At 49.7% G+C, this 19,726-nt stretch carries 19 protein-coding genes and 2 tRNA genes; 18 read left to right on the plus strand and 3 right to left on the minus strand.

Annotated elements, in window-relative coordinates; translation table 11 throughout:
- The first annotated feature begins 99 nt into the window (after positions 1-99).
- The 8 genes from B9Z35_RS03560 (at position 100) to B9Z35_RS03595 (ending at position 6,052) form a co-directional block, all read left to right on the plus strand.
- On the plus strand, positions 100-372 hold the full coding sequence (locus tag B9Z35_RS03560; RefSeq protein ID WP_100146174.1) for an HU family DNA-binding protein: 273 nt from the start codon (positions 100-102) through the stop codon (positions 370-372).
- A 15-nt stretch (positions 373-387) separates the two neighbouring features.
- Positions 388-463: transfer RNA gene (locus B9Z35_RS03565), tRNA-Val, on the plus strand.
- Between the two features lie 70 nt (positions 464-533).
- A complete protein-coding gene (locus B9Z35_RS03570) occupies positions 534-2,429 on the plus strand; it encodes a SurA N-terminal domain-containing protein (RefSeq protein WP_108282264.1) in 1,896 nt (631 codons plus the stop codon).
- Positions 2,430-2,442: 13 nt separating this feature from the next.
- Positions 2,443-2,518: transfer RNA gene (locus B9Z35_RS03575), tRNA-His, on the plus strand.
- 131 nt (positions 2,519-2,649) lie between these two features.
- Positions 2,650-3,090 carry a LexA family transcriptional regulator gene (locus B9Z35_RS03580; RefSeq protein ID WP_108282265.1) on the plus strand — a complete coding sequence of 147 codons (441 nt, stop codon included), beginning with the start codon at positions 2,650-2,652 and terminating at the stop codon, positions 3,088-3,090.
- Positions 3,091-3,093: 3 nt separating this feature from the next.
- On the plus strand, positions 3,094-3,942 hold the full coding sequence (locus B9Z35_RS03585; RefSeq protein WP_108282266.1) for an endonuclease: 849 nt from the start codon (positions 3,094-3,096) through the stop codon (positions 3,940-3,942).
- The gene (locus B9Z35_RS03590) at positions 3,939-5,201 is read left to right on the plus strand and encodes a Y-family DNA polymerase (protein ID WP_108282267.1); all 1,263 of its coding nucleotides are present in this window, start codon (positions 3,939-3,941) and stop codon (positions 5,199-5,201) included. Before B9Z35_RS03585 ends, B9Z35_RS03590 begins: the two co-directional genes overlap by 4 nt.
- Positions 5,202-5,398: 197 nt before the next feature.
- A complete protein-coding gene (locus B9Z35_RS03595; RefSeq protein WP_108282268.1) occupies positions 5,399-6,052 on the plus strand; it encodes a cupin domain-containing protein in 654 nt (217 codons plus the stop codon).
- A gap of 54 nt (positions 6,053-6,106) precedes the next feature.
- Here B9Z35_RS03595 and B9Z35_RS03600 read toward each other — a convergent pair whose 3' ends face one another.
- Positions 6,107-7,006: a spermidine synthase gene (locus tag B9Z35_RS03600; RefSeq protein WP_233246458.1), complete on the minus strand. Its 900-nt coding sequence runs from the start codon at positions 7,004-7,006 to the stop codon at positions 6,107-6,109.
- 171 nt (positions 7,007-7,177) lie between these two features.
- On the opposite strand from B9Z35_RS03600, the gene B9Z35_RS03605 reads away from it, so the two are divergent.
- A complete protein-coding gene (locus B9Z35_RS03605; RefSeq protein ID WP_199219758.1) occupies positions 7,178-7,912 on the plus strand; it encodes a hypothetical protein in 735 nt (244 codons plus the stop codon).
- Between the two features lie 21 nt (positions 7,913-7,933).
- Positions 7,934-9,706, plus strand: coding sequence for an ABC transporter transmembrane domain-containing protein (locus B9Z35_RS03610; protein ID WP_108282270.1), 1,773 nt, complete (start codon positions 7,934-7,936; stop codon positions 9,704-9,706).
- A 94-nt stretch (positions 9,707-9,800) separates the two neighbouring features.
- Here the strand turns inward: B9Z35_RS03610 and B9Z35_RS03615 are convergent, their stop codons facing one another.
- Positions 9,801-10,307, minus strand: coding sequence for a MarR family winged helix-turn-helix transcriptional regulator (locus B9Z35_RS03615; protein WP_108282271.1), 507 nt, complete (start codon positions 10,305-10,307; stop codon positions 9,801-9,803).
- A 139-nt stretch (positions 10,308-10,446) separates the two neighbouring features.
- Here B9Z35_RS03615 and badH point away from each other — a divergent pair, with 139 nt between their 5' ends.
- The 6 genes from badH to B9Z35_RS03645 are packed head-to-tail and all read left to right on the plus strand — an operon-like array spanning position 10,447 to position 16,149.
- Positions 10,447-11,214 (plus strand): 2-hydroxycyclohexanecarboxyl-CoA dehydrogenase, encoded by a 768-nt coding sequence (badH, locus tag B9Z35_RS03620; protein WP_108282272.1) that lies wholly within the window; start codon positions 10,447-10,449, stop codon positions 11,212-11,214.
- A 21-nt stretch (positions 11,215-11,235) separates the two neighbouring features.
- Positions 11,236-12,018, plus strand: coding sequence for a 2-ketocyclohexanecarboxyl-CoA hydrolase (gene badI / locus B9Z35_RS03625; protein WP_108282273.1), 783 nt, complete (start codon positions 11,236-11,238; stop codon positions 12,016-12,018).
- A gap of 24 nt (positions 12,019-12,042) precedes the next feature.
- Positions 12,043-13,200, plus strand: a complete 1,158-nt coding sequence (gene aliB / locus B9Z35_RS03630) for a cyclohexanecarboxyl-CoA dehydrogenase (RefSeq protein WP_108282274.1) — start codon at positions 12,043-12,045, stop codon at positions 13,198-13,200.
- 47 nt (positions 13,201-13,247) lie between these two features.
- The gene (gene aliA, locus B9Z35_RS03635) at positions 13,248-14,900 is read left to right on the plus strand and encodes a cyclohexanecarboxylate-CoA ligase (RefSeq protein WP_108282275.1); all 1,653 of its coding nucleotides are present in this window, start codon (positions 13,248-13,250) and stop codon (positions 14,898-14,900) included.
- Positions 14,901-14,914: 14 nt separating this feature from the next.
- Positions 14,915-15,343, plus strand: coding sequence for a thioesterase family protein (locus B9Z35_RS03640; RefSeq protein ID WP_108282276.1), 429 nt, complete (start codon positions 14,915-14,917; stop codon positions 15,341-15,343).
- A gap of 23 nt (positions 15,344-15,366) precedes the next feature.
- Positions 15,367-16,149 (plus strand): SDR family NAD(P)-dependent oxidoreductase, encoded by a 783-nt coding sequence (locus B9Z35_RS03645; protein ID WP_108282277.1) that lies wholly within the window; start codon positions 15,367-15,369, stop codon positions 16,147-16,149.
- Positions 16,150-16,153: 4 nt separating this feature from the next.
- On the opposite strand, the gene B9Z35_RS03650 is transcribed toward B9Z35_RS03645, so the two are convergent.
- The gene (locus B9Z35_RS03650) at positions 16,154-17,092 is read right to left on the minus strand and encodes a helix-turn-helix domain-containing protein (protein ID WP_108282278.1); all 939 of its coding nucleotides are present in this window, start codon (positions 17,090-17,092) and stop codon (positions 16,154-16,156) included.
- A gap of 109 nt (positions 17,093-17,201) precedes the next feature.
- Here B9Z35_RS03650 and B9Z35_RS03655 point away from each other — a divergent pair, with 109 nt between their 5' ends.
- Both B9Z35_RS03655 and B9Z35_RS03660 read left to right on the plus strand, forming a co-directional pair.
- A complete protein-coding gene (locus tag B9Z35_RS03655; RefSeq protein WP_108282279.1) occupies positions 17,202-18,014 on the plus strand; it encodes an SDR family NAD(P)-dependent oxidoreductase in 813 nt (270 codons plus the stop codon).
- A gap of 11 nt (positions 18,015-18,025) precedes the next feature.
- Complete coding sequence (locus B9Z35_RS03660; RefSeq protein ID WP_108282280.1) at positions 18,026-19,726, plus strand: FAD-dependent oxidoreductase; 1,701 nt, start codon at positions 18,026-18,028, stop codon at positions 19,724-19,726.

The following is a 19,726-nucleotide window of genomic DNA, read 5'->3' on the forward strand; positions in this document are numbered from 1 at the left end:
GACACAAGGCGAGACACCTTCAGCAACGCTACATACCGTAGAGCTAGTAAACTAGCATCATCATTGACTAACATCACATCTCATTGAGAGGGGATCTTTGTGAATAAAACAGAACTGATTGAGCACATTGCTAAGCACGCAGATATTTCTAAAGCTGCAGCCACTCGCGCACTTGAGTCCACCATTGGTGCAGTGAAGACTACCTTGAAAAAAGGCGGCACAGTTTCTTTGGTTGGTTTCGGTACTTTCGCAGTGGGCAAGCGTGCCGCTCGCACTGGCCGCAACCCACGCACTGGCGCAGCGATCAAGATCAAAGCAGCCAAGGTGCCTAAGTTCCGTCCAGGCAAGGGTTTGAAAGACGCCTTGAACTAATTCGCGGTTTCGGTTGGGTGCTTAGCTCAGTTGGCAGAGCGGCTGCCTTACACGCAGTAGGTCGGCGGTTCGACCCCGTCAGCACCCACCACCCATTAAAAAGGCGAACGCACGGTTCGCCTTTTTTCTTGGCTTCTCACACGTCACGATGAGTCCATCACATGTTTGATTTTGTTCGCAAGCACACACGGGTCATGCAGTTTTTGCTGTTCCTGTTGATCTTTCCATCTTTTGTTTTGTTTGGACTTGAGGGTTACAACCGTTTTCGCGAAGGCGGAGCCACAGTCGCGACCGTGGACGGCCACAGCATCACGCAAGCTGAATGGGATGCCGCACATCGCAGCCAAGTTGAACGCATGCGCAGCAGCATGCCGAATGTGGATGTCAAGATGTTTGATACGCCTGAAGCGAAATACAGCACGCTTGAGCGCATGGTGCGTGACCGTTTGTTGCAAGTTGCAGCTAGCAAGCTTCACCTAGGCTCCAGTGATGCACGCCTAGCCGCAGAGCTTCAACAAAATCCCAATATTTCTGCGTTGCGCCGTGCCGACGGCACGTTGGACATGGAACGCTATCGCCAATTATTGGCATCGCAAGGGATGTCGCCAGAATCATTCGAAGCTCAGGTTCGCGCTGATTTGGCTTCACGCCAAGTCATGTCTGGCGTGGGCGTGACCAGTTTTAGCGCCAGTGCGCTGGCTGATGTGACCTTGAATGCTTTTTACGAGCAACGCCAAGTGCAAGTGGCGCGTTTTGCGCCCTCTGACTTTGTGGCGCAAATCAGCCCTAGCGATGCGGAACTAGAGGCTTATTACAAAGCCAACGCAGACAAGTTTCAGTCTGTTGAGCGTGCAGACATCGAATACGTGGTCTTGAACTTGGCTGCTGTGCAAAAAGACATCGTGGTGCCTGAGGCTGAACTCAAGACGTATTTCGAACAAAACTCAGCCCGTTTGGCTGGTTTGGAAGAGCGCCGTGCGAGCCACATTTTGATCAATGCCGACAAAGCAGCCTCCGCTGCCGAACGTGATGCTGCACGCGCCAAGGCACAAGCGCTGTTGGCAGAAGTGCAAAAGTCACCGACTCAGTTTGCTGAACTGGCCCGCAAAAATTCCCAAGACACAGGTTCTGCTGCCAAAGGTGGCGACCTCGACTTCTTTGGCCGTGGTGCCATGGTGAAACCCTTTGAAGACGCTGCATTTGCTTTGAAAAAAGGTGAGACCAGCGGTTTGGTGGAAACTGAATTTGGCTTTCACATTATTCGCCTGACTGACATCAAGCAGCCAGAGCAAAAAAGCTTTGAATCACAACGCGCCAAGCTGGAGCTTGAAGTGCGTGCCCAATTGGCTCAGCGTAAATTTGCCGAAGCGGCTGAGCAATTTACCAACCTCGTTTACGAACAATCGGATAGTTTGAAGCCTGCTGCAGATCGACTGAAGCTTGACGTGCAACGTGCGACCAACCTTAGCCGTGAGGTAGTGGCTGGCAATACGGCGGTGAACAATCCCAAGCTATTGGCGGCAGTGTTCTCGCAAGACTCGATTGAGAAAAAACGTAACACCGAAGCGGTGGAGTTGGCCCCCAATGTATTGGCTGCTGCCCGCATCATCAGCTACAACCCTGCACGCACCTTGCCTTTGGATGAAGTCAAAGCACGCGTGCGCGAGCAAGTGGTTGCCCAGCAAGCTGGCGAGCGTGCTCGTTCTGAAGGTGCTGCTAAGTTGGCCGAGTGGAAGGCCAGCCCAGATGCGGCAAAGTTGCCTGCTGCCATCGTGGTGTCGCGTGAATCTAAGCAAGCGCAGCCCACCGCTTTAGTTGAAGCGGCCTTGCGTGCCAGCACTCAAGCGCTGCCAGCTTGGGTCGGGGTTGATTTGGGTAGCAGCGGCTATGCCGTGGTTAAGGTCGAAAAAGTCTTGCCTCGTGGTGATAAAGACGCCACTGCTACTACCCGTGAACGCGAGCAGTATGCACAGTGGTGGGCTTCAGCCGAAGGCTTGGCCTACTACAAGCTATTAAAAGAAAAATTCAAGGCAGAAATCAAAATAGCTAGGTTATAATTTTGCCTCTACGGTGGCTGTAGCTCAGTTGGTAGAGTCCAGGATTGTGATTCCTGTTGTCGTGGGTTCGAGCCCCATCAGCCACCCCAAAATTTAAAGGGTTCCCATTCGGGAACCCTTTTTTATTTGCAGTAAAGCGTCGTTCACTGACAGTCAGTTCAGGTTGACTAATTATGCGGCCCCTTTGTGAGGCTGTTTATTTGTACAGTATTATCGCGTTATGGAAACAACGTCTGTATCTCACAATCATCCAGTGTTGCTAGACCCTAGCCCTTTATGGTTGGATGTCTGCGGCTGGCTCGTTCCTGCAGGCTTTCCTTCACCTGCAGCAGATCACACAGAAGAGCGGATTGACCTCAACAAGCAGTTGATCCGTAACAAAGCCGCAACCTATGTGTTTCGCGTCAAGGGCGATTCCATGACGGGGATCGGTATCTACGAGGGTGATGCGCTCTTGGTTGACCGCAGCATGGACCCTAAGCACAACCACATCGTCGTTGCGCTGTTGAACAACGAGTTCACGGTAAAGCGGCTTTACCGACGGGGCGGCGTGGTCAAGCTCATCGCTGAAAACCCCATTTACCCCGCACGCCTCATCAAAGAAGAGGACGACTTTGTGGTCTGGGGTGTGGTGACCAATAACATTCACAAGCTGTGTTGAGTCATGCCGTCCACCAACGTCAAGCTGCTCGAACACAAGATTGATGCGGATAGTCTGGCAGTGTTGCCGCGCAACCCTGGTGTTTACATCTTCAAAGGCGAGGGGACACTGCCGCTTTACATCGGTAAGAGCGTTGATATTCGCACGCGTGTCTTGAGTCATTTGAGAACGCCAGAGGAAGCCAGCATGATTGCTCAAACGCGTCGTATCGACTTCATCGAAACTGCAGGTGAGATTGGGGCTTTGTTACTGGAGTCTCGAATGATCAAAGAACAAACCCCTTTGTTCAATCAGCGCTTGAGGCGAATAAGGACGCTCTGCTCGATAAGGCTGAATCAAACCAATGCAGGCGCTTTGCCAGAGGTTGTGGACAGCAAGCAAGTCAACCTAGGCTCCACGCCTGAGCTTTACGGTTTGTATTCTTCAAGTCATGCCGCCAAAGCCAAGCTCAAGGAGCTGGCTCAGCAGCACATGCTGTGCCTCGCGCTCTTAGGCTTAGAGAAAACATCCACGCGAGGGTGCTTTGGCTTGCAGATCAAAACATGTCTTGGTGCCTGTGTGGGTAGAGAAGACCGACCCACACATGACCAAAGGCTTTTTTCTGCCTTGGTGGACTCGCAAGTCGAAGTGTGGCCGTTTGATGGCCCGATTGATTTGATTGAACAAGCTGGTGAGTGGGTACAACGCCATCGCGTGAACAACTGGTGCTACTTGGGGACGCAGTGTTCTAAGTCGAGCCATCCAAGTCAGATCAATGCGTACCAGCAGCATGACTTTGATTTGGATAGTTACAAGATTTTGGTCAAGCCCATCATGCTCAAAACCGTGAAGGTCGAAGAAGTTGAGCTATGACACCGCAAATAGCTTTGGTGGACTGCAACAACTTCTATGTGAGTTGTGAGCGTGTTTTCCGTCCTGATTTAAAAAAAGTACCGATCGTTGTGCTGTCAAACAATGATGGCTGTGCAGTCTCACGCTCTAACGAGGCGAAAGCTTTGGGTATTCGCATGGGGCAGCCATGGTTCGAGTGCAAACACCTTGCAGAAGAAAGTGGCATTCTTGCTTTGAGCTCTAACTATGCTCTTTATGCAGACATGTCGAACAGGGTGATGTCTATCTTGAGTGACTACTCGCCCAAGCACGAGGTTTACTCCATCGACGAATGTTTCGTTGACCTCACAGGCACGCCAAAGCTCAGAGATGCGAGCTACGAAATGCGTGAGCGTGTGATTGCGTGGACAGGCATCCCTGTGTGCGTTGGCATTGGACCAACCAAAACATTAGCCAAGTTGGCGAACCACATTGCGAAGAAGCACCCTAGGTCGAAAGGTGTTTTCAACTACAACGATTTGTCTGAAGCTCAGCAGGTGAAGTTGCTCAGTCAAATTGAAGTGGGCGAGGTGTGGGGGGTAGGGCGCAGGATGACAGTTCGGTTGGCCGAACACGGTATTCATACCGTTCAAGATTTGCGCGCCGCACATTGCGCGACGCTAAGAGCCGAGTTTGGTGTGGTGATGGAGAAAACTCAGCGTGAGTTGCAAGGCGTGACTTGCATTGAGCTACAGGAACTAGTGCCAGACAAAAAGCAAATCGTGAGCAGCAGATCGTTTGGCCATACTGTGCGTGACGTCGCCGTTCTCAAAGATGCCATGAGCACGTTTGTGGCCAACTCTTGCGCCAAGTTGCGCGCTCAAGGCTCGCATGCATCGTTGATTCAAGTGTCTTTGTACACAAACCGTTTTCGCAAAGACCTGCCGCAATACAACCCGACATTTACTGTGCCTTTGCCGCAGCCAACGAACGACAGCCTTGTGGTGAATCGCTGGGCTGACTATCTTGTTGAGCGATTATTCAAGCCTGGGTATGAATACAAAAAGGCAGGAATCATGCTTGGGGAGATACACCCGACAGGAAGGTATCAAGCTGATTGGTTGGAGCCAGCTCAGGCGACGGACAAGAGGTTGATGGATGCGGTGGATGGACTGAATAAACGTTTTGGGCGAGGCACAGTGAAGGTGTCAACGCAAGGGGCCTACAAAGAGTGGCAGATGAAGCAAGAGCGGAAGTCACCGAGTTACACAACGGACTGGGAGCAGGTGCCTTATATTTAATTGGCTATGAGAGCCAAGTTGATGTTGGGGAAGTTCTTCAAGAAGTTAGGGTTTATGCGTCTGATTCCTAACAATACTTATGATGCTGTGTAGATTAATTGATGTGGTGTAAAAATCCCTAATAGTGGGATGTCTTAAACATCTGATCGATCGAAATTTAGGTTACTGCTCATTCCATCCAAGTTTTATCAAGACAAATGAACATCAATGCTGATTACAGTGAAAAAGTCGTGATCAATCATCATGACCTTCCTTGGATTCCGAGCCCCGAATCAGGGGTTGAAAGGCGAATGCTTGAGCGCTTTGGTGACGAGGTGGCTAAGGCAACTTCTATCGTTCGGTACAAGCCAGGATCTACGTTTCAAAAGCATCACCATGAATTTGGGGAAGAGATATTTGTTTTGGATGGGACGTTCAGTGATGAGACAGGCCACTATCACGCTGGCACATACATCATGAATCCACCAGGTTCATCACATGCGCCATTTAGTAAGTCTGGGTGCACTCTGTTTGTGAAGCTGCGGCATCTTGGCTCAGATCAGGTCGTGCGTGAAGTCATGGATACAACAACATCCCCTTGGTACCAAGGTATGGTGCCTGGTCTTAATGTCATGCCTTTGATGCAACAGGGGAGTGGGTCGACTTTAGTGAGATGGGCGCCACAAACTTATTTCAATCCACACAGACACTATGGCGGAGAAGAAATCTTTGTCGTGGATGGGGTGTTTGAGGATGAACACGGACGCTATCCAGCAGGTTCGTGGATCAGAAGTCCCCATATGAGTCTTCACAAGCCTTTTAGTAAAGAGGGCTGCACGATCTTTGTGAAGACTGGGCATCTACTGGATTAGGTAGCGAAACTACTTTCAATTTCTTGGCGCAACCTAGGTTAATGCGTAGCTTAATTAACTTTGCAATGGCGCTAATTCTTTTAACCATTTTGTCGCTGGCAAGGGCCAGCGTGTTTGAATTTTTTGCGCTTGTGAAAGCAAAGTGTTCTTGTCCAATGCCCGAGGCGTACGAAACGCCAGCACGATCGTGTTGCCTGCTGTTGTAGGCTTGAAGGCCCACATAGCGTCAGGGCCAAACGCCTTACCAATCCGCTGCATGCTAGTTTCTGCGCTTGAATCACGGCCATACAAATTGACAGCCATGCAACCTTGGGCTGTCAGTAGTTGTCTACAGTCGGCGTAAAACCCTTCACTGTCTAGCGCAGGGTGAGCGGCCTCTTGGTCATACAAGTCGACTTGGAGCGCATCAATTTTTCCACGCCATTCATGATGACTTGCAATATTTGCGGCGTTAGCAAGCAATACTTTTAATTTGGCATTGTCCTCGGGCAGGTAGAACCAGTTTCTACAAGTGTCTATGACTTGTGGGTTCAGTTCTACAGCCGTGGTGTGCATGCCCAATTGAAGATGGCAAAACTTGGTCAAAGATGCCGCGCCTAAACCTAACTGCATCGCTTGCAAATGACAAGTTTGGTCTAAATCTACAAATAACAGCCAGCCCATCATGCGTTGAACGTATTCGAGGTGAATGTCATACGGCTTGCTGATCTTCATCGAGCCTTGTACCCAAGGTGTTCCCAGATGCAAAAACCGCATGTCGCCGTAGTCGATGTGGTTGACTTGCGGTAAATTTTCATGGCCTGGCTGTTCGGCGTCGCTGCCACTATTGGGTTGGCCCTTGTAGGTGTTAGCTTGTTTTTTAGCGAGCGAAATTCCAATCCAAATGGCAGCAAGACAAGCGATGCCCCCAAAGATCAGATCGTTTGTGGTGATCTCTGTGCTGAATACATCCATCTGCTGTTTGCTCCATTCCCGCTACCTTAGCTTGTCAAATGTTAAGTCATGGCATTTTCATGGCTAAGACCCTTCAGTGCGATATGTCACGTGAATGAGTTACAACTGACATAGTTGTAGAAGTTATTTTTTAGATCGAGATCAATTTAAGTGGTTAATAAATTAAATGTTGTGCTGATTATTGGTAGCGCCCCAGATGCTGTGTGTGTGAAGAATTGGGACTTATCTATTTTTTCTAGCTGCGTTGCGATCAACAATGCGTGGCAACTATTTGATGGATGGAATTACTTAATTTATCCGGAAGATTTTCCGAGCAATCGGTTGCCTGCCGAAAAAGATCAAATAGGTAAGAAGCTGATTGCAGCAAACGAGTTTGTACCGCAGCAAAACTATTTTGGTGGGTTTGTTTATGCAGGTGGAACGATGGCTTTCACGGCGGCATATTGGGCGCTTGGTGCCTTAAAGCCTGACCTCATCGCATTTGTTGGATGCGACATGGTTTACTCTGCAGAAAAAGGCAAGTCAACGCACTTTTATGGGAATGGGACCGCTGATCCGCTTAGACCCGATGTGACCTTGCAGTCGTTAGAGGCAAAGTCTGTTCGATTTATGGCAATTGCACATGAGCAAAATTGCGGAGTTGCCAATCTTTCTCAGCTGCCTGAGTCGCGCCTGCTTTTTCCTCGTATGTCTCTGAAAGAGTTTGACCATGAGAGGCAACTTTTACAACTTCTAAAAGAGCAAAAGACTTTAATTAAACATGATGTGGTCACCAAAGCGCTGCAAACAGAGCAGAATTTAGGATACATGGTCCCTTCAGGAAAATATTGGGAAGTTCTAGCAAGCTTTGATAAAGACAAGCTAAGTGCAATTGATGCCATGTGGCTTGAAGCGGTGCAAGTTTAAAAAGAGTTAGTAGGTCCTCGTTTGAAATCATCTCCTAAATCACTGTCTGGGCTTTTACCATTTGTACGTCCCTATCGTGTACAAGTAGCATTTGCCGCTGTCTTCTTAATTTTGGCTGCAGCGACCACCTTGGCTTTCCCATGGGCCTTACGCAATATGATTGATCAAGGGTTGGCTGCGCCTGCTGGGGAAGAGGTTTTGGTTGGGAAATTTATCAATCTCTTCATGGTCGCCGTTGCTTTAGCGCTCTTTTCTTCCGCTCGGTTTTACACAGTGAGTTGGTTGGGTGAAAAAATTATTGTTGATCTTAAAAATCAAGTCTATGCGCATGTGTTACAGCAAAGTCCTACGTTTTTTGAAACCACGCAATCTGGCGAAGTTTTGTCTAGGTTAACCAACGATGCAACTTTGATTCAAACCGTCGTTGGTTCATCGTTGTCGATGGGATTAAGAAACTTTGTCATGGGCATCGGGGCAATGGTCATGTTGGTATGGACCAATCCATTGCTCATGCTTCAAGTCATGACAGTCTTGGTTGTGGTGATCTTTCCGAGTGTTTATTTAGGCCGGCGAGTACGTCGTTTATCGCGTGCAAGTCAAGATCGAGCTGCTGATTCAAGTGCAATTGCGTCAGAAGTTCTAAATGCTATTTCAGTCGTTCAGAGTTACACCGCTGAGCACAGAGAAGCTGAGCGCTTTCGCACTTCGACAGCGCAAGCGTTAGCAACTGCATTGCGGCGAATCCGTGCGCGTTCTGCACTGGTAGGCTTCATCATCATGGCCTCAAGCGCAGCCTTACTTTGGGGATTGTATTTAGGGGCACTGTCAGTGCGTGCTGGCACCACGACCGCTGGTGAGCTGGGACAGACGGTTATTTACGTTATTTTGTTAGCCAGCGCATTCGCTGTATTGGGCGAAGTTTATGGTGATGTATTGCGAGCAGCTGGGGCTACTGAGCGATTGATGGAGCTGTTGCATACACGCTCAGACGTGCGTTCGCCTGTTCATCCTCAGCATGCGGCGTGGCCAAAAAATGGGTCGAATCTTGCGTTGCGCGGCGTGAGCTTTAGTTACCCATCACGTCCTATGCAGCAAGCATTGAATGGTGTAACAGGTGAGATTCTTGCTGGACAAACGGTTGCTATCGTGGGACCGAGCGGTGCAGGCAAGACAACATTGTTTTCTTTGTTGATGCGTTTTTATGCGCCTCAACAGGGGGGAGTCATATTAGACGGTGTGCCAATTGAGCTTATGGACTTGAATGACCTGCGACAACGCATTGGCGTAGTTCCGCAAGAGTCAGTGGTGTTTTCTGGAACTGTGATGGAAAACATTAGATATGGCAAACCCGATGCGACAGACGAAGAGGTTCATGTCGCGGCAGAGGCGGCGTTTGCTATGGAATTTATCTCAGAATTGCCGCAAGGATTCGATACGTATTTAGGGGACAGAGGCGTACGCCTGTCTGGTGGGCAACGTCAGCGCATCGCGATTGCCCGTGCAATCTTAAAAAACCCACCTATGCTTCTACTAGATGAAGCCACCAGCGCATTGGACGCAAACAGCGAGCGTATGGTGCAAGCTGCGTTGGAAAAAGCGATGCAAGGCCGTACTACTTTGGTCATTGCGCATCGGTTGTCGACAGTCCAGCGGGCCGATAGTATTTGGGTTCTAGACCATGGTCGCCTGGCAGAGAGAGGAACGCACGCAGAGCTGATGGCCAACGGAAGTGTTTACTCTCGCTTGGCTCAATTACAGTTCAGCAACTCCCCTGAGTTAAATCGAATTGTGTGAGTACGGCAAAAATTTATCGAATAACTAGAGTAGTTTTATTGACAATTCATATTGCTATTTAGACTTTGTGATATTTGCAATTGTTCATGCACTATTAAAGATCGTCATTGTTTGATTCAATGGACTTGTCAATTTTTTCCATGTTGTCGAGCAACTTCATCAGGTAGTGCAAGGTGTGGGTTAGGTCTCCTGTCGAGAAGTCGGTCAGCGCAGCTTCGTAGTATTCACGAATTTTTGGCTGTGCATCTTTTTCCCATACCTTACGACCATTTGCTGTCATGGTGATCAATTTCGCGCGTCGATCACGATCGTTTGTAGTCAGTTCAATATGGCCGTCGCGCTCCATACGCCCAAGCAGCCCTGATAGGTTTTGTCGGCTGACTTTTAGATAACGCGCTAAATCACCCACGCTCAAGCCTTCCTCTGCGCCTGTGCGTGACAGTGCGCCCAACACCGCCCACTGTTGCGTGGTTAAGCCTTCTTTTTCCACAGCGCGGGTACCTGTTTTATGCAACATATTTGCACATTGATACAAGCGGAAAAACAACCGGTTGGCAATGTCTAGTCGAGATTGTTTGCTATTTTGTTTAGGGAAAACCATTGTAAAAAATTGAAAAATAAGGTTTGTGAATTGATGCCGACCTCACATAATATGACAACACATTGACATAAATATGAGATTTTTAAAAAGTTTGATGTTGGTGTCAAGCATAACCACCTTGTAAAACTTGGAGAGCAGCATGAATCATTTGAAAGACAGAACCGTCATTGTTACTGGTGGTGCGGGTGGTATTGGTGGCGCCACTTGTCGCCGATTTGCCGCGCAGGGCGCCAAGGTCGCGGTGTTTGACATGAATTTAGATTCTGCCCAAAAAGTAGCCGAAGCCATCCAAGCCTCGGGTGGCACAGCGGTTGCCTACAAGTGTGACATCACTGATCGAGCAGCAGTCGATGCGGCAGTGATGGACACCATAGTCCAACTTGGTCCCATTGATGTTTTGGTCAACAACGCCGGTTGGGATGTGTTCAAGCCTTTTGTTAAAACTGTGCCTGATGAATGGAGTAAGTTGATCGCCATTAACTTAACGGGTGCTTTGCACATGTTGCACGCTGTGTTGCCCGGTATGGTTGAGCGTAATGCGGGTCGCATTGTCAACATTGCGTCAGATGCCGCACGTGGCGGCTCGTCGGGTGAAGCTGTGTACTCCGCTTGCAAGGGGGGCTTGGTGGCACTGTCTAAAACGTTGGCGCGTGAGCATGCACGGCACAACATCACTGTCAATGTTGTGTGTCCTGGCCCCACTGACACCGCCTTGTTGGCGGGAGTGGCTGAAGGCGCGCGGGATCCAGTTAAATTGATTGAGGCTTTCCGCAGCGCCATACCGCTTGGCCGCTTGGGACAGCCCGAAGACTTGGCCAGTGCCATTGTTTTCTTTGGCAGTGACGACGCTTCCTTCATCACCGGCCAAGTCATCAGCGTGTCTGGTGGCTTGACGATGCACGGTTAATTTCACATATCGGAGACTCACATGCAATTCGAAGACATTCTTTACGAAAACCGCAATGGCGTGGCATGGATCACGATCAACCGTCCTGACAAGATGAATGCGTTTCGTGGCACTACATGCGATGAAATCATCAAGGCGCTGAACAAAGCCGGCTATGACCGCAGTGTGGGCTGCATCGTATTAGCTGGTGCGGGTGACCGTGCGTTTTGTACTGGCGGTGACCAATCTGCGCACGATGGCAACTACGACGGACGCGGCACTATTGGTTTGCCAATGGAAGAGTTGCACACAGCTATTCGCGATGTGCCCAAACCCGTGATCGCTCGCGTGCAGGGCTTTGCTATCGGTGGCGGCAATGTGTTGTGCACGATTTGTGATTTGACGATTTGCTCTGACAAGGCCGTCTTTGGACAAGTTGGCCCGAAGATGGGTTCGGTCGATCCTGGCTACGGCACTGCTTTTTTGGCACGTGTGGTGGGTGAGAAAAAAGCCCGCGAGATTTGGTACCTCAACCGTCGCTATACCGGGACAGAAGCTGTGGCGATGGGCTTAGCCAATATGTGTGTGCCACATGATCAGCTTGATGCTGAAGTGCAAAAGTGGGGCGAGGAGATTTGTGAACGTAGTCCAACCGCGATTGCCATAGCAAAGCGCAGTTTTAACGCCGATACCGCTCATCAGTCGGGTATTGCAGGTTTGGGCATGTACGCATTGAAGTTGTATTACGACACCGAAGAATCACGTGAAGGTGTGAATGCGCTCAAAGAAAAACGCAAACCTGAGTTTCGCAAGTACGTCAAGTAATTTGCCCCAGTAAGGAGCCCTGTAATGAATCCCAACCCCTACATCGACGAAGACCTGCAAGCCTTGGCTGAGACGGCGCGACGTTTTGCAGACGAGCGCGTCAGGCCAGGGTTTTTAGAGCGTGACAAGACCCGTGAGCTTGACCGTGAGTTGTTGCGTGAGATGGGCGAGCTTGGCTTCATCTGCCCCGAACTACCAGAAGAGTTTGGCGGTTTGGGTATGGGATGTTTGGCTGCGGGGGTGATTCATGAAGAGATTGCGCGCGCTGACTTGAGTTTCTCTTACTTGAACTTGTTGGCATCCTTGAATGGTCAAATTTTGTCTAAGTACGGCAACCCCGATGTGGTGGGCCCTTGGCTTAAAAAACTCACGCAAGGTGAGGCTATTTGTGCCATTGCCTTGACCGAACCACGCGGAGGCTCTGACGCCGCCAACTTGCGTTTACGGATTGAACGTGACGGTGACTTCTATGTCATCAATGGCGAAAAAACATCCATCTCTGCTGCAGATCAAGCCGACATCACGGTGGTTTTTGGTCGCACGGGCGTGCCTGAAGACGGAGCGCATGGAGTGACGGCTTTGCTGGTGCCGATGGATACACCTGGTTTGACCACCAACCGCTTTGACTGTCATGGCCAGCGTGCCATTGGTCGTGGATCTATCTTTTTTGAAAACGTCCGTGTGCCTGTAAACCATCGCTTGGGCGACGAGAACAAAGGCTTTGTCCAAGTGATGCACGGGTTTGATTTTTCTCGCTCACTTATTGGGTTGCAATGTTTGGCCGTGGCGCGTGTGGCGCTAGAGGAAACCTGGGAATACATCACCCAGCGCCAAGCCTTTGGTCAACCCCTATCGGCATTCCAAGGCGTGACGCATCCATTAGCTCAATTCGACACGGAGGTTGAAGGTGCACGTCTGCTGTGCTTGCAAGGTTTATGGCTCAAGGATAAGTCCTTGCCGCATACCGCCGAGGCTGGTATGGCCAAGTGGTGGGGCCCTAAGCTTGCCTACGATGTGATTCATCAATGCCTACTCTGTTATGGCCATGGTGGCTACGACAGAGGATTAATGGAGCAACGATTGCGTGATGTATTGGGTTTTCAGATTGGTGACGGGACAGCGCAAATCATGAAGACCATCATTGCACGCACACGTGCTGGTCGGAAGTTTGTTCCCGCCTAAATGCTTCGTGTAAAAAATGACACCACTGATCCACTGAGGAGACAACTATGGAATTCGATGCCGTCTTAATTTCCGCCCGTCGTGAACACAGCATTGCCAAAGGTTATTGGCATGACCGCACCATAAACGATGATCTGGATTCCTGTGTTGCGTCTTGTCCTGATAAGACGGCTTTGACCGCAGTAAAAGCGGAGAGTGGTCAAGTGAGGCACTTCACTTATCGCGAGTTATCCATAATGGCTGATCGTGTTGCCGTAGGTTTGAGTCAACTCGGGGTGGGCCATAACGATATCGTGGCTTGCCAGCTACCCAATTGGTGGCAGTTTACGGTCACCTATCTCGCATGTTCACGCATTGGTGCGGTGATGAACCCACTCATGCACATCTTCCGAGAGCGTGAGTTGTCGTTCATGCTGAAGCATGGTGAAGCCAAGGTGCTCATCATCCCGCAAACCTTCCGTGGTTTCGATTACGAGAAGATGGTTGATGCATTGAAACCTGACTTGCCTCATTTGAAGCATGTTGTGGTGGTTGATGGCGCGGGTGTGAACAGCTATGAAGCTTTGCTAAGTGGTCCAGAGTGGGAGAAACAAAGCGATGCCAAGATGCTGCTGAAGCAGCACCGTCCCAGCCCTGATGATGTAACCCAACTTATCTACACCTCGGGCACTACTGGGGAACCTAAAGGCGTGATGCACACCGCCAATACGGTGATGGCCAACATCATTCCTTATGCTGAGCGTTTGCGCTTGGATGCCAACGATGTCGTTTTGATGGCATCACCAATGGCGCACCAAACTGGTTTTATGTACGGCTTGATGATGCCTATCATGCTCAAGTCCAGCGTCGTGTTGCTGGATGTCTGGGATCCCTTGCTTGCGATTGATTTGATTCGCGAAGAGCGAGTTACTTTCACGATGGCATCTACACCGTTTCTAACTGATTTGGCTAAAAACGTGGAAGAGTCAGGCAAAAAAGTGCCAACACTTCGTACCTTCTTGTGTGCGGGAGCTCCGATTCCCGGACCGTTGGTTGAGCAAGCTCGTAGCGTGTTGGGCACCAAGATTGTGTCCGCATGGGGCATGACTGAAAACGGCGCAGTCACTTTGATTGAACTGAACGACCCAGATGAGCGTGCATTCACGACGGACGGATTGCCGTTGGCTGGCGTCGAACTCAAAGTGGTGAATGACGATGGGCTATCGTTACCCGTAGGTGAGGTGGGCAAGTTGTATGTGCGCTCTTGCTCAAACTTTGGTGGATATTTGAAACGCGCACATCTTAATGGTACCGATGCAGAAGGATGGTTTGACACGGGTGATCTAGCTCGTTTGGACGCACAAGGCTATGTGCGTATCACGGGCCGCAGCAAAGATGTGATCATCCGTGGCGGTGAAAACATTCCTGTCGTGGAAATCGAATCATTGCTCTATCGCCATCCCGCCGTTGCGATGGCCGCCATCGTGGCCTATCCCGATGAACGTTTGGGTGAGAGGGCTTGCGCTGTTGTGGTGTTAAAGCCTGGGCAAAGCTTGGATTTGATGGGATTGGTGAATTACCTCAAGTCGCAAAAAGTCGCAATGCAATACATTCCAGAAAAAATAGAGATTCGCGACGCCATGCCTACGACGCCATCAGGAAAGATTCAAAAGTTCAAGTTGCGTGAAATTTTGCGCTACCAAGCAGGTTCATTAACTTGATCGAATGATGATTAATGAACAAAGTCGTAATTTATAAAGTTAACGTTGAATTCGGCGACTGTGATCCAGCCAAGATTGTTTGGTTTCCAAATTACTTTAAATGGCTTGATGCGGCATCACGTAACTTTTTTGTGAAGTGTGGCGTGCCGTCTTGGAAAGAAACAGAAAAATCTATGGGCATTTTGGGAACGCCTTTGGTAAATATACAGACACGGTTTGTGAAGACAGCTAGTTACGGCGATCATCTAAATGTGCACGTCAGTGTTTCCGAATGGCGCAATACAAGCTTTGTGATGGAATACAAAATTTACCGTGACACAGACTTAATTTTGGAAGCACAAGACGTTCGTGTTTTTGCGGCTTTTTGCGAGACGGGCAACCCAGATCAACCCAGCATTCGTGCGGTACCGATTCCCCCATTTATTCTGGAATTGTGTCAGTAAAAACTCAGTACTTGGAGATGCATATGCCGAACAACTACTTGCACCATACATTTGGTTTAACTGGAAGGGTGGCATTGGTCACAGGGGCAGCTCGCGGCATCGGCTTTGCGATTGCCAAAGCCCTTGGCCATGCAGGTGCGCATGTTGTGATCAACGATCTTCATGCAGAAGTCTGTGATGAAGCAGTACATGCCCTTATAAGTGAAGGCATTCGCGCAAATGCCTTGGTGATGGATGTATCAGACCATGCTTCTGTGCGTGAGGGTAAATTAGCTTTGGTGCAGAAAGGCATGCGTGTTGATATCTTGGTCAACAACGCTGGCAATCAGAATCGCAAAGCCTTGGTGGAGATGAGTCCAGAAGAATGGCAGCAACTCATGAATGTGCATGTAAACGGTGCATTTAATTGCACACAAACGTTTCTTCCCGACATGCTGTCGCAAGGCTTTGGGCGTATTGTGATGGTGTCATCGGTGTCAGGGCAAGCAACGATGCCGTTGATTTCAGCTTATTCAACTGCAAAAGCAGCCACGGCTTCGATGGCGAGGTCTATCGCTGTGGAATACGGTGCAGATGGCATTACAGCCAATGCCATTGCCCCTGGATTTGTCAAAACCGATTTCACTAAGGGTCTGCAAGAACGTGAAGGCTTTGAGGGGTATCTCAAGTCAAGTGTTCCTGCTGGTAGATGGGCTATGCCAGAGGATATTGCACCGGTGGTGTTGTTTTTGGTGTCACCAGCAGGTGGTTTTGTGAATGGGCAAGTGCTGGCAATTGATGGAGGCTTGCTAGCTCGAATGGGCTAAATGCTTAAGCGCTATGTTTTTTCTTAGTCACGCCATCGCCGTGAATCTTTTTCAAATAATTGGCGCGAAAGACTTTGGGACTCACGCCTGCATGTTTACGGAAAAATCGAGTGAAGTAAGCATCATCATCAAAGCCGAGCTCATGCGCCAACTGTTTGATGGATACGCTGGTGTAGACCAGCTCTCGCTCAGCTTCTTGCAAGATGCGTGCGTTGATGACCTCCAAGCTCGACTTGCCCAAGACTTCGCGACACAAACGCGACAAATGTCCCACAGTGACACCAATTTCATTGGCATAGATTTGCAAGCTGTATTGCTTTCGAAAGTCACGGTCTATCAAGCTTCTGAACTTTTCGATTTGTTGATTTTTTCTGGAAATCGTGTGATGTGTTTGAAATTCAGACATGCCCGACAGCTTGCTGATGCGATTGACTTGTACCAGCAAGGCCAACAGCAGCGACATGCCTGCGGCCATTTGACCCACTGCATGTGTGCGCGATTCTTGTTCAAGCGACAAGAACAAAGGCATCAGCTGCACGATGTATCGCATTTCAGACTGCAAGGACAAAATTCGAGGGGTTCTTATGGTGTCCAACAATTCAGGCATGACCGAACTGGCAACCGATTCAAGCGTTTTTTGTGTGGCCGTTACGACTGGACCATCGATGGTTTTAGAGAAATGAAAACCGTGCACATGCCCCGCAGGGATGACCAGCAAGCAAGGCGCTGTGGCGCGTGTTTTGATGTGGTCAATTTGCACGTCCACATATCCACTTTTCAAATACAAAATTTGAAAAAAAGAATCGTGGCGATGCGGTTGAATGATCCAGTTGTAAATCTTCGATCGTTGCGGAATCCACTCGAAATTGAACGAGCTACTCCAGCCCGGCGTGGCCTCGTCGCCATACAAATCGTAGCTAGGGATAACCCGAGAAAGACTCATGCGTACTCCTAATTTGCACGAATTGTCCTTTTATTGGCGTGATTCGTCAATCACAAATCTTATGCAAATTCAAACAATGCAGAACAAGAAATAACGGGAGACTAACTGCATGCGCACAACACAGGACTGGTTGAAATTGTCCGGCAAAGTCTGCGTTGTGACAGGAGCCGCGAGTGGTATCGGTGCTTCTATCAGCGAATTGCTATGTCAAGAGGGGGCGCATGTGGCTATGCTTGACCGCGATGAGGTTGCCGTCAAAAAAATGGCTGACGCCTTGCGTCAGCTAGGCGGTGATGTTTTACCTTTGGTGTGTGATATCAGCCAACCTGACGACGTGACCTCGGCTGCACAGAAAGTCCTGTCGCATTGGCAACGCTGCGATGTGTTGGTAAACAACGCCGGGCTGCTACGTGCGGGCTCTTTAAGCGATGTGAGCTTGCAAGATTGGCAGCACGTTTTGAATGTCAATCTGACAGGCTATTTGCTTTGCTCACGCGCATTTGTCGAACCAATGAAGTCAGAAGGGCGTGGCAGTGTAGTGAACATCGCTTCAATTTCTGGTTTGTTCCCGCAGTCGGGCAGCGGCTCATACAGCGCAAGTAAAGCGGGTGTTTTGCAAATGTCTCGGCAGATGGCAGTGGAGTGGGGGCCGCTGGGGATTCGTAGCAATGCCATTTGCCCCGGCATGATTCGCACGGCTTTGTCAGCCAAGTTTTATGAGGTGCCTGGCTTTGAAGCCAAGCGTGCTGCAGTCACCGCCAGTCGACGCGTAGGTGAGTCCAGCGACATCGCCAATGTGGCTTTGTTTTTGGCCAGTGAACGCTCGGCTTATGTGAACGGCGCTGAGCTCGTGGTTGACGGCGGCATGCAATGCATGTTGATGGACATGGTGCCTCGGCCTGGCTACAACCAATCGAATTGAGGAGTTGAACAATGTCTTTTCCAACGCAATGTGATGTGATCGTGGTCGGCTCAGGTGCTGCAGGTTTGTCCTGTGCCATCACCGCCAAAAAGCGCGGTTTGAATGTGGTGGTACTTGAAAAAGAACCTGTCTTTGGTGGCACAACTGCTTTGTCGGGGGGGGTGCTGTGGATACCCTTGAATCACCACGGCGTGAAGCAAAATTCCCAAGATACGGCTGACTTGGTGCACACCTACATGATGCAAGAGACTGGTGCCTTTTACGACCAACAAGCGGTGCAAACCTTCATCGACAACGGCGTCAAGATGGTGGATTTCTTTGAGCGTGAAACGGAGATGCAATTTATCCCCACGCTTTACCCTGACTATCACCCCGATGTGGCAGGTGGCGCAAACATTGGCCGATCAATATTGGCTAAGCCCTATGACATTCGTGGCCTTGGTAACGATATGAAACGATTGAAGCTGCCTTTGAAAACTATCACCTTCATGGGAATGATGTTCAATTCTTCGAATGCAGATTTGAAGCATTTTTTCCGTGCTACTAAATCACTGACATCGTTCATTTATGTCGCCAAGCGTTTGGTCAATCACATGAAAGAGTTGGTTTTGTATCAACGCGCTGTGCAAGTCACTAGCGGTAATGCATTGGCCGCTCGTTTGGCTAAGTCAGCGCTTGACTTGGGCATCCCCATCCTCACCGCTACACCCGCTGAAAAAATATTGTTCGAAAACGAACAAGTGGTTGGTGTGCAAGCTGGTGGCGAAGCTGTGAGGCGCAATATTCATGCGCGCGTTGGTGTGGTGTTGGCGTGTGGTGGCTTTCCGCATGACGTTCAGCGAATTGCAAAGACATACACCCACTTAAAAAGCGGAGGAGCGCACCTGTCGCCCACACCTCAATCCAACACAGGCGATGGCGTGCGCTTGGCAGAAACTTTGGGTGCGGATACGCGTATTCGATTCAAAGACTCTGCCGCTTGGATGCCTGTGTCTAAGGTGGATTACGGTGACGGTGAAGTAGGCGTGTTTCCGCATTTGTTGGATCGCTACAAGCCCGGTGTGATAGGTGTGCTGCGCAACGGCAAACGTTTCACCAATGAATCCAACTCCTACCACGATGTAGGTGTCGACATGATTCGTGCATGCGAAGGTCAATCAGAAACAGCTATGTGGCTGATCTGTGACAAGACCACACTGGGTAAATACGGGTTGGGCTTTGTCAAACCAGCACCTATGCCCATTGGTAAATTCATTCGTAACGGGTATTTGTTTTGCGGCAACACGCTCTGTGAATTGGCACAAGCCGCTGGCCTCAATCCACAAGCCTTGGAAGAAACGGTGCGCGATTACAACATAGGCGCCGTAGAAGGACAGGATTTGCAATTTGGTCGCGGCACTACCGCCTTCAATCGCTACTTAGCTGATCCTGAGCAACAACCTAACCCTTGTGTGGCACCCATTCTGAAAGGCCCTTTCTATGCGGTCAAAGTTGTGATGGGTGACTTGGGAACGTTTGACGGCATTCAAACCACGGTGGTGGGTGAAGTTAAAAAACAAGATGGCTCTGTGATTCGTGGTTTGTATGCTGTCGGCAATGACCGAGTCAGCATCATGGGTGGCAAATATCCCGCGGCGGGCATCACACATGGCCCCAATATGACTTTTGGTTACGTGACCGGCCAGCACTTGGCTGACTTGGCAGGAGTTTGA

Origin of the sequence: Limnohabitans sp. Jir61 (genome assembly GCF_003063545.1) — a bacterium.
Classification (GTDB): domain Bacteria; phylum Pseudomonadota; class Gammaproteobacteria; order Burkholderiales; family Burkholderiaceae_C; genus Limnohabitans.

What these genes read in the sequence shown, in the direction of transcription:
- B9Z35_RS03570 (WP_108282264.1), top strand. Translation starts at nt 534, where the DNA reads ATGTTTGATTTTGTTCGCAAGCACACACGGGTCATGCAGTTTTTGCTG.
- B9Z35_RS03580 (WP_108282265.1), top strand. Translation starts at nt 2,650, where the DNA reads ATGGAAACAACGTCTGTATCTCACAATCATCCAGTGTTGCTAGACCCT.
- B9Z35_RS03585 (WP_108282266.1), top strand. Translation starts at nt 3,094, where the DNA reads ATGCCGTCCACCAACGTCAAGCTGCTCGAACACAAGATTGATGCGGAT.
- B9Z35_RS03590 (WP_108282267.1), top strand. Translation starts at nt 3,939, where the DNA reads ATGACACCGCAAATAGCTTTGGTGGACTGCAACAACTTCTATGTGAGT.
- B9Z35_RS03595 (WP_108282268.1), top strand. Translation starts at nt 5,399, where the DNA reads ATGAACATCAATGCTGATTACAGTGAAAAAGTCGTGATCAATCATCAT.
- B9Z35_RS03600 (WP_233246458.1), bottom strand. Translation starts at nt 7,006, where the DNA reads ATGGATGTATTCAGCACAGAGATCACCACAAACGATCTGATCTTTGGG.
- B9Z35_RS03615 (WP_108282271.1), bottom strand. Translation starts at nt 10,307, where the DNA reads ATGGTTTTCCCTAAACAAAATAGCAAACAATCTCGACTAGACATTGCC.
- badH (WP_108282272.1), top strand. Translation starts at nt 10,447, where the DNA reads ATGAATCATTTGAAAGACAGAACCGTCATTGTTACTGGTGGTGCGGGT.
- badI (WP_108282273.1), top strand. Translation starts at nt 11,236, where the DNA reads ATGCAATTCGAAGACATTCTTTACGAAAACCGCAATGGCGTGGCATGG.
- aliB (WP_108282274.1), top strand. Translation starts at nt 12,043, where the DNA reads ATGAATCCCAACCCCTACATCGACGAAGACCTGCAAGCCTTGGCTGAG.
- aliA (WP_108282275.1), top strand. Translation starts at nt 13,248, where the DNA reads ATGGAATTCGATGCCGTCTTAATTTCCGCCCGTCGTGAACACAGCATT.
- B9Z35_RS03640 (WP_108282276.1), top strand. Translation starts at nt 14,915, where the DNA reads ATGAACAAAGTCGTAATTTATAAAGTTAACGTTGAATTCGGCGACTGT.
- B9Z35_RS03645 (WP_108282277.1), top strand. Translation starts at nt 15,367, where the DNA reads ATGCCGAACAACTACTTGCACCATACATTTGGTTTAACTGGAAGGGTG.
- B9Z35_RS03650 (WP_108282278.1), bottom strand. Translation starts at nt 17,092, where the DNA reads ATGAGTCTTTCTCGGGTTATCCCTAGCTACGATTTGTATGGCGACGAG.
- B9Z35_RS03655 (WP_108282279.1), top strand. Translation starts at nt 17,202, where the DNA reads ATGCGCACAACACAGGACTGGTTGAAATTGTCCGGCAAAGTCTGCGTT.
- B9Z35_RS03660 (WP_108282280.1), top strand. Translation starts at nt 18,026, where the DNA reads ATGTCTTTTCCAACGCAATGTGATGTGATCGTGGTCGGCTCAGGTGCT.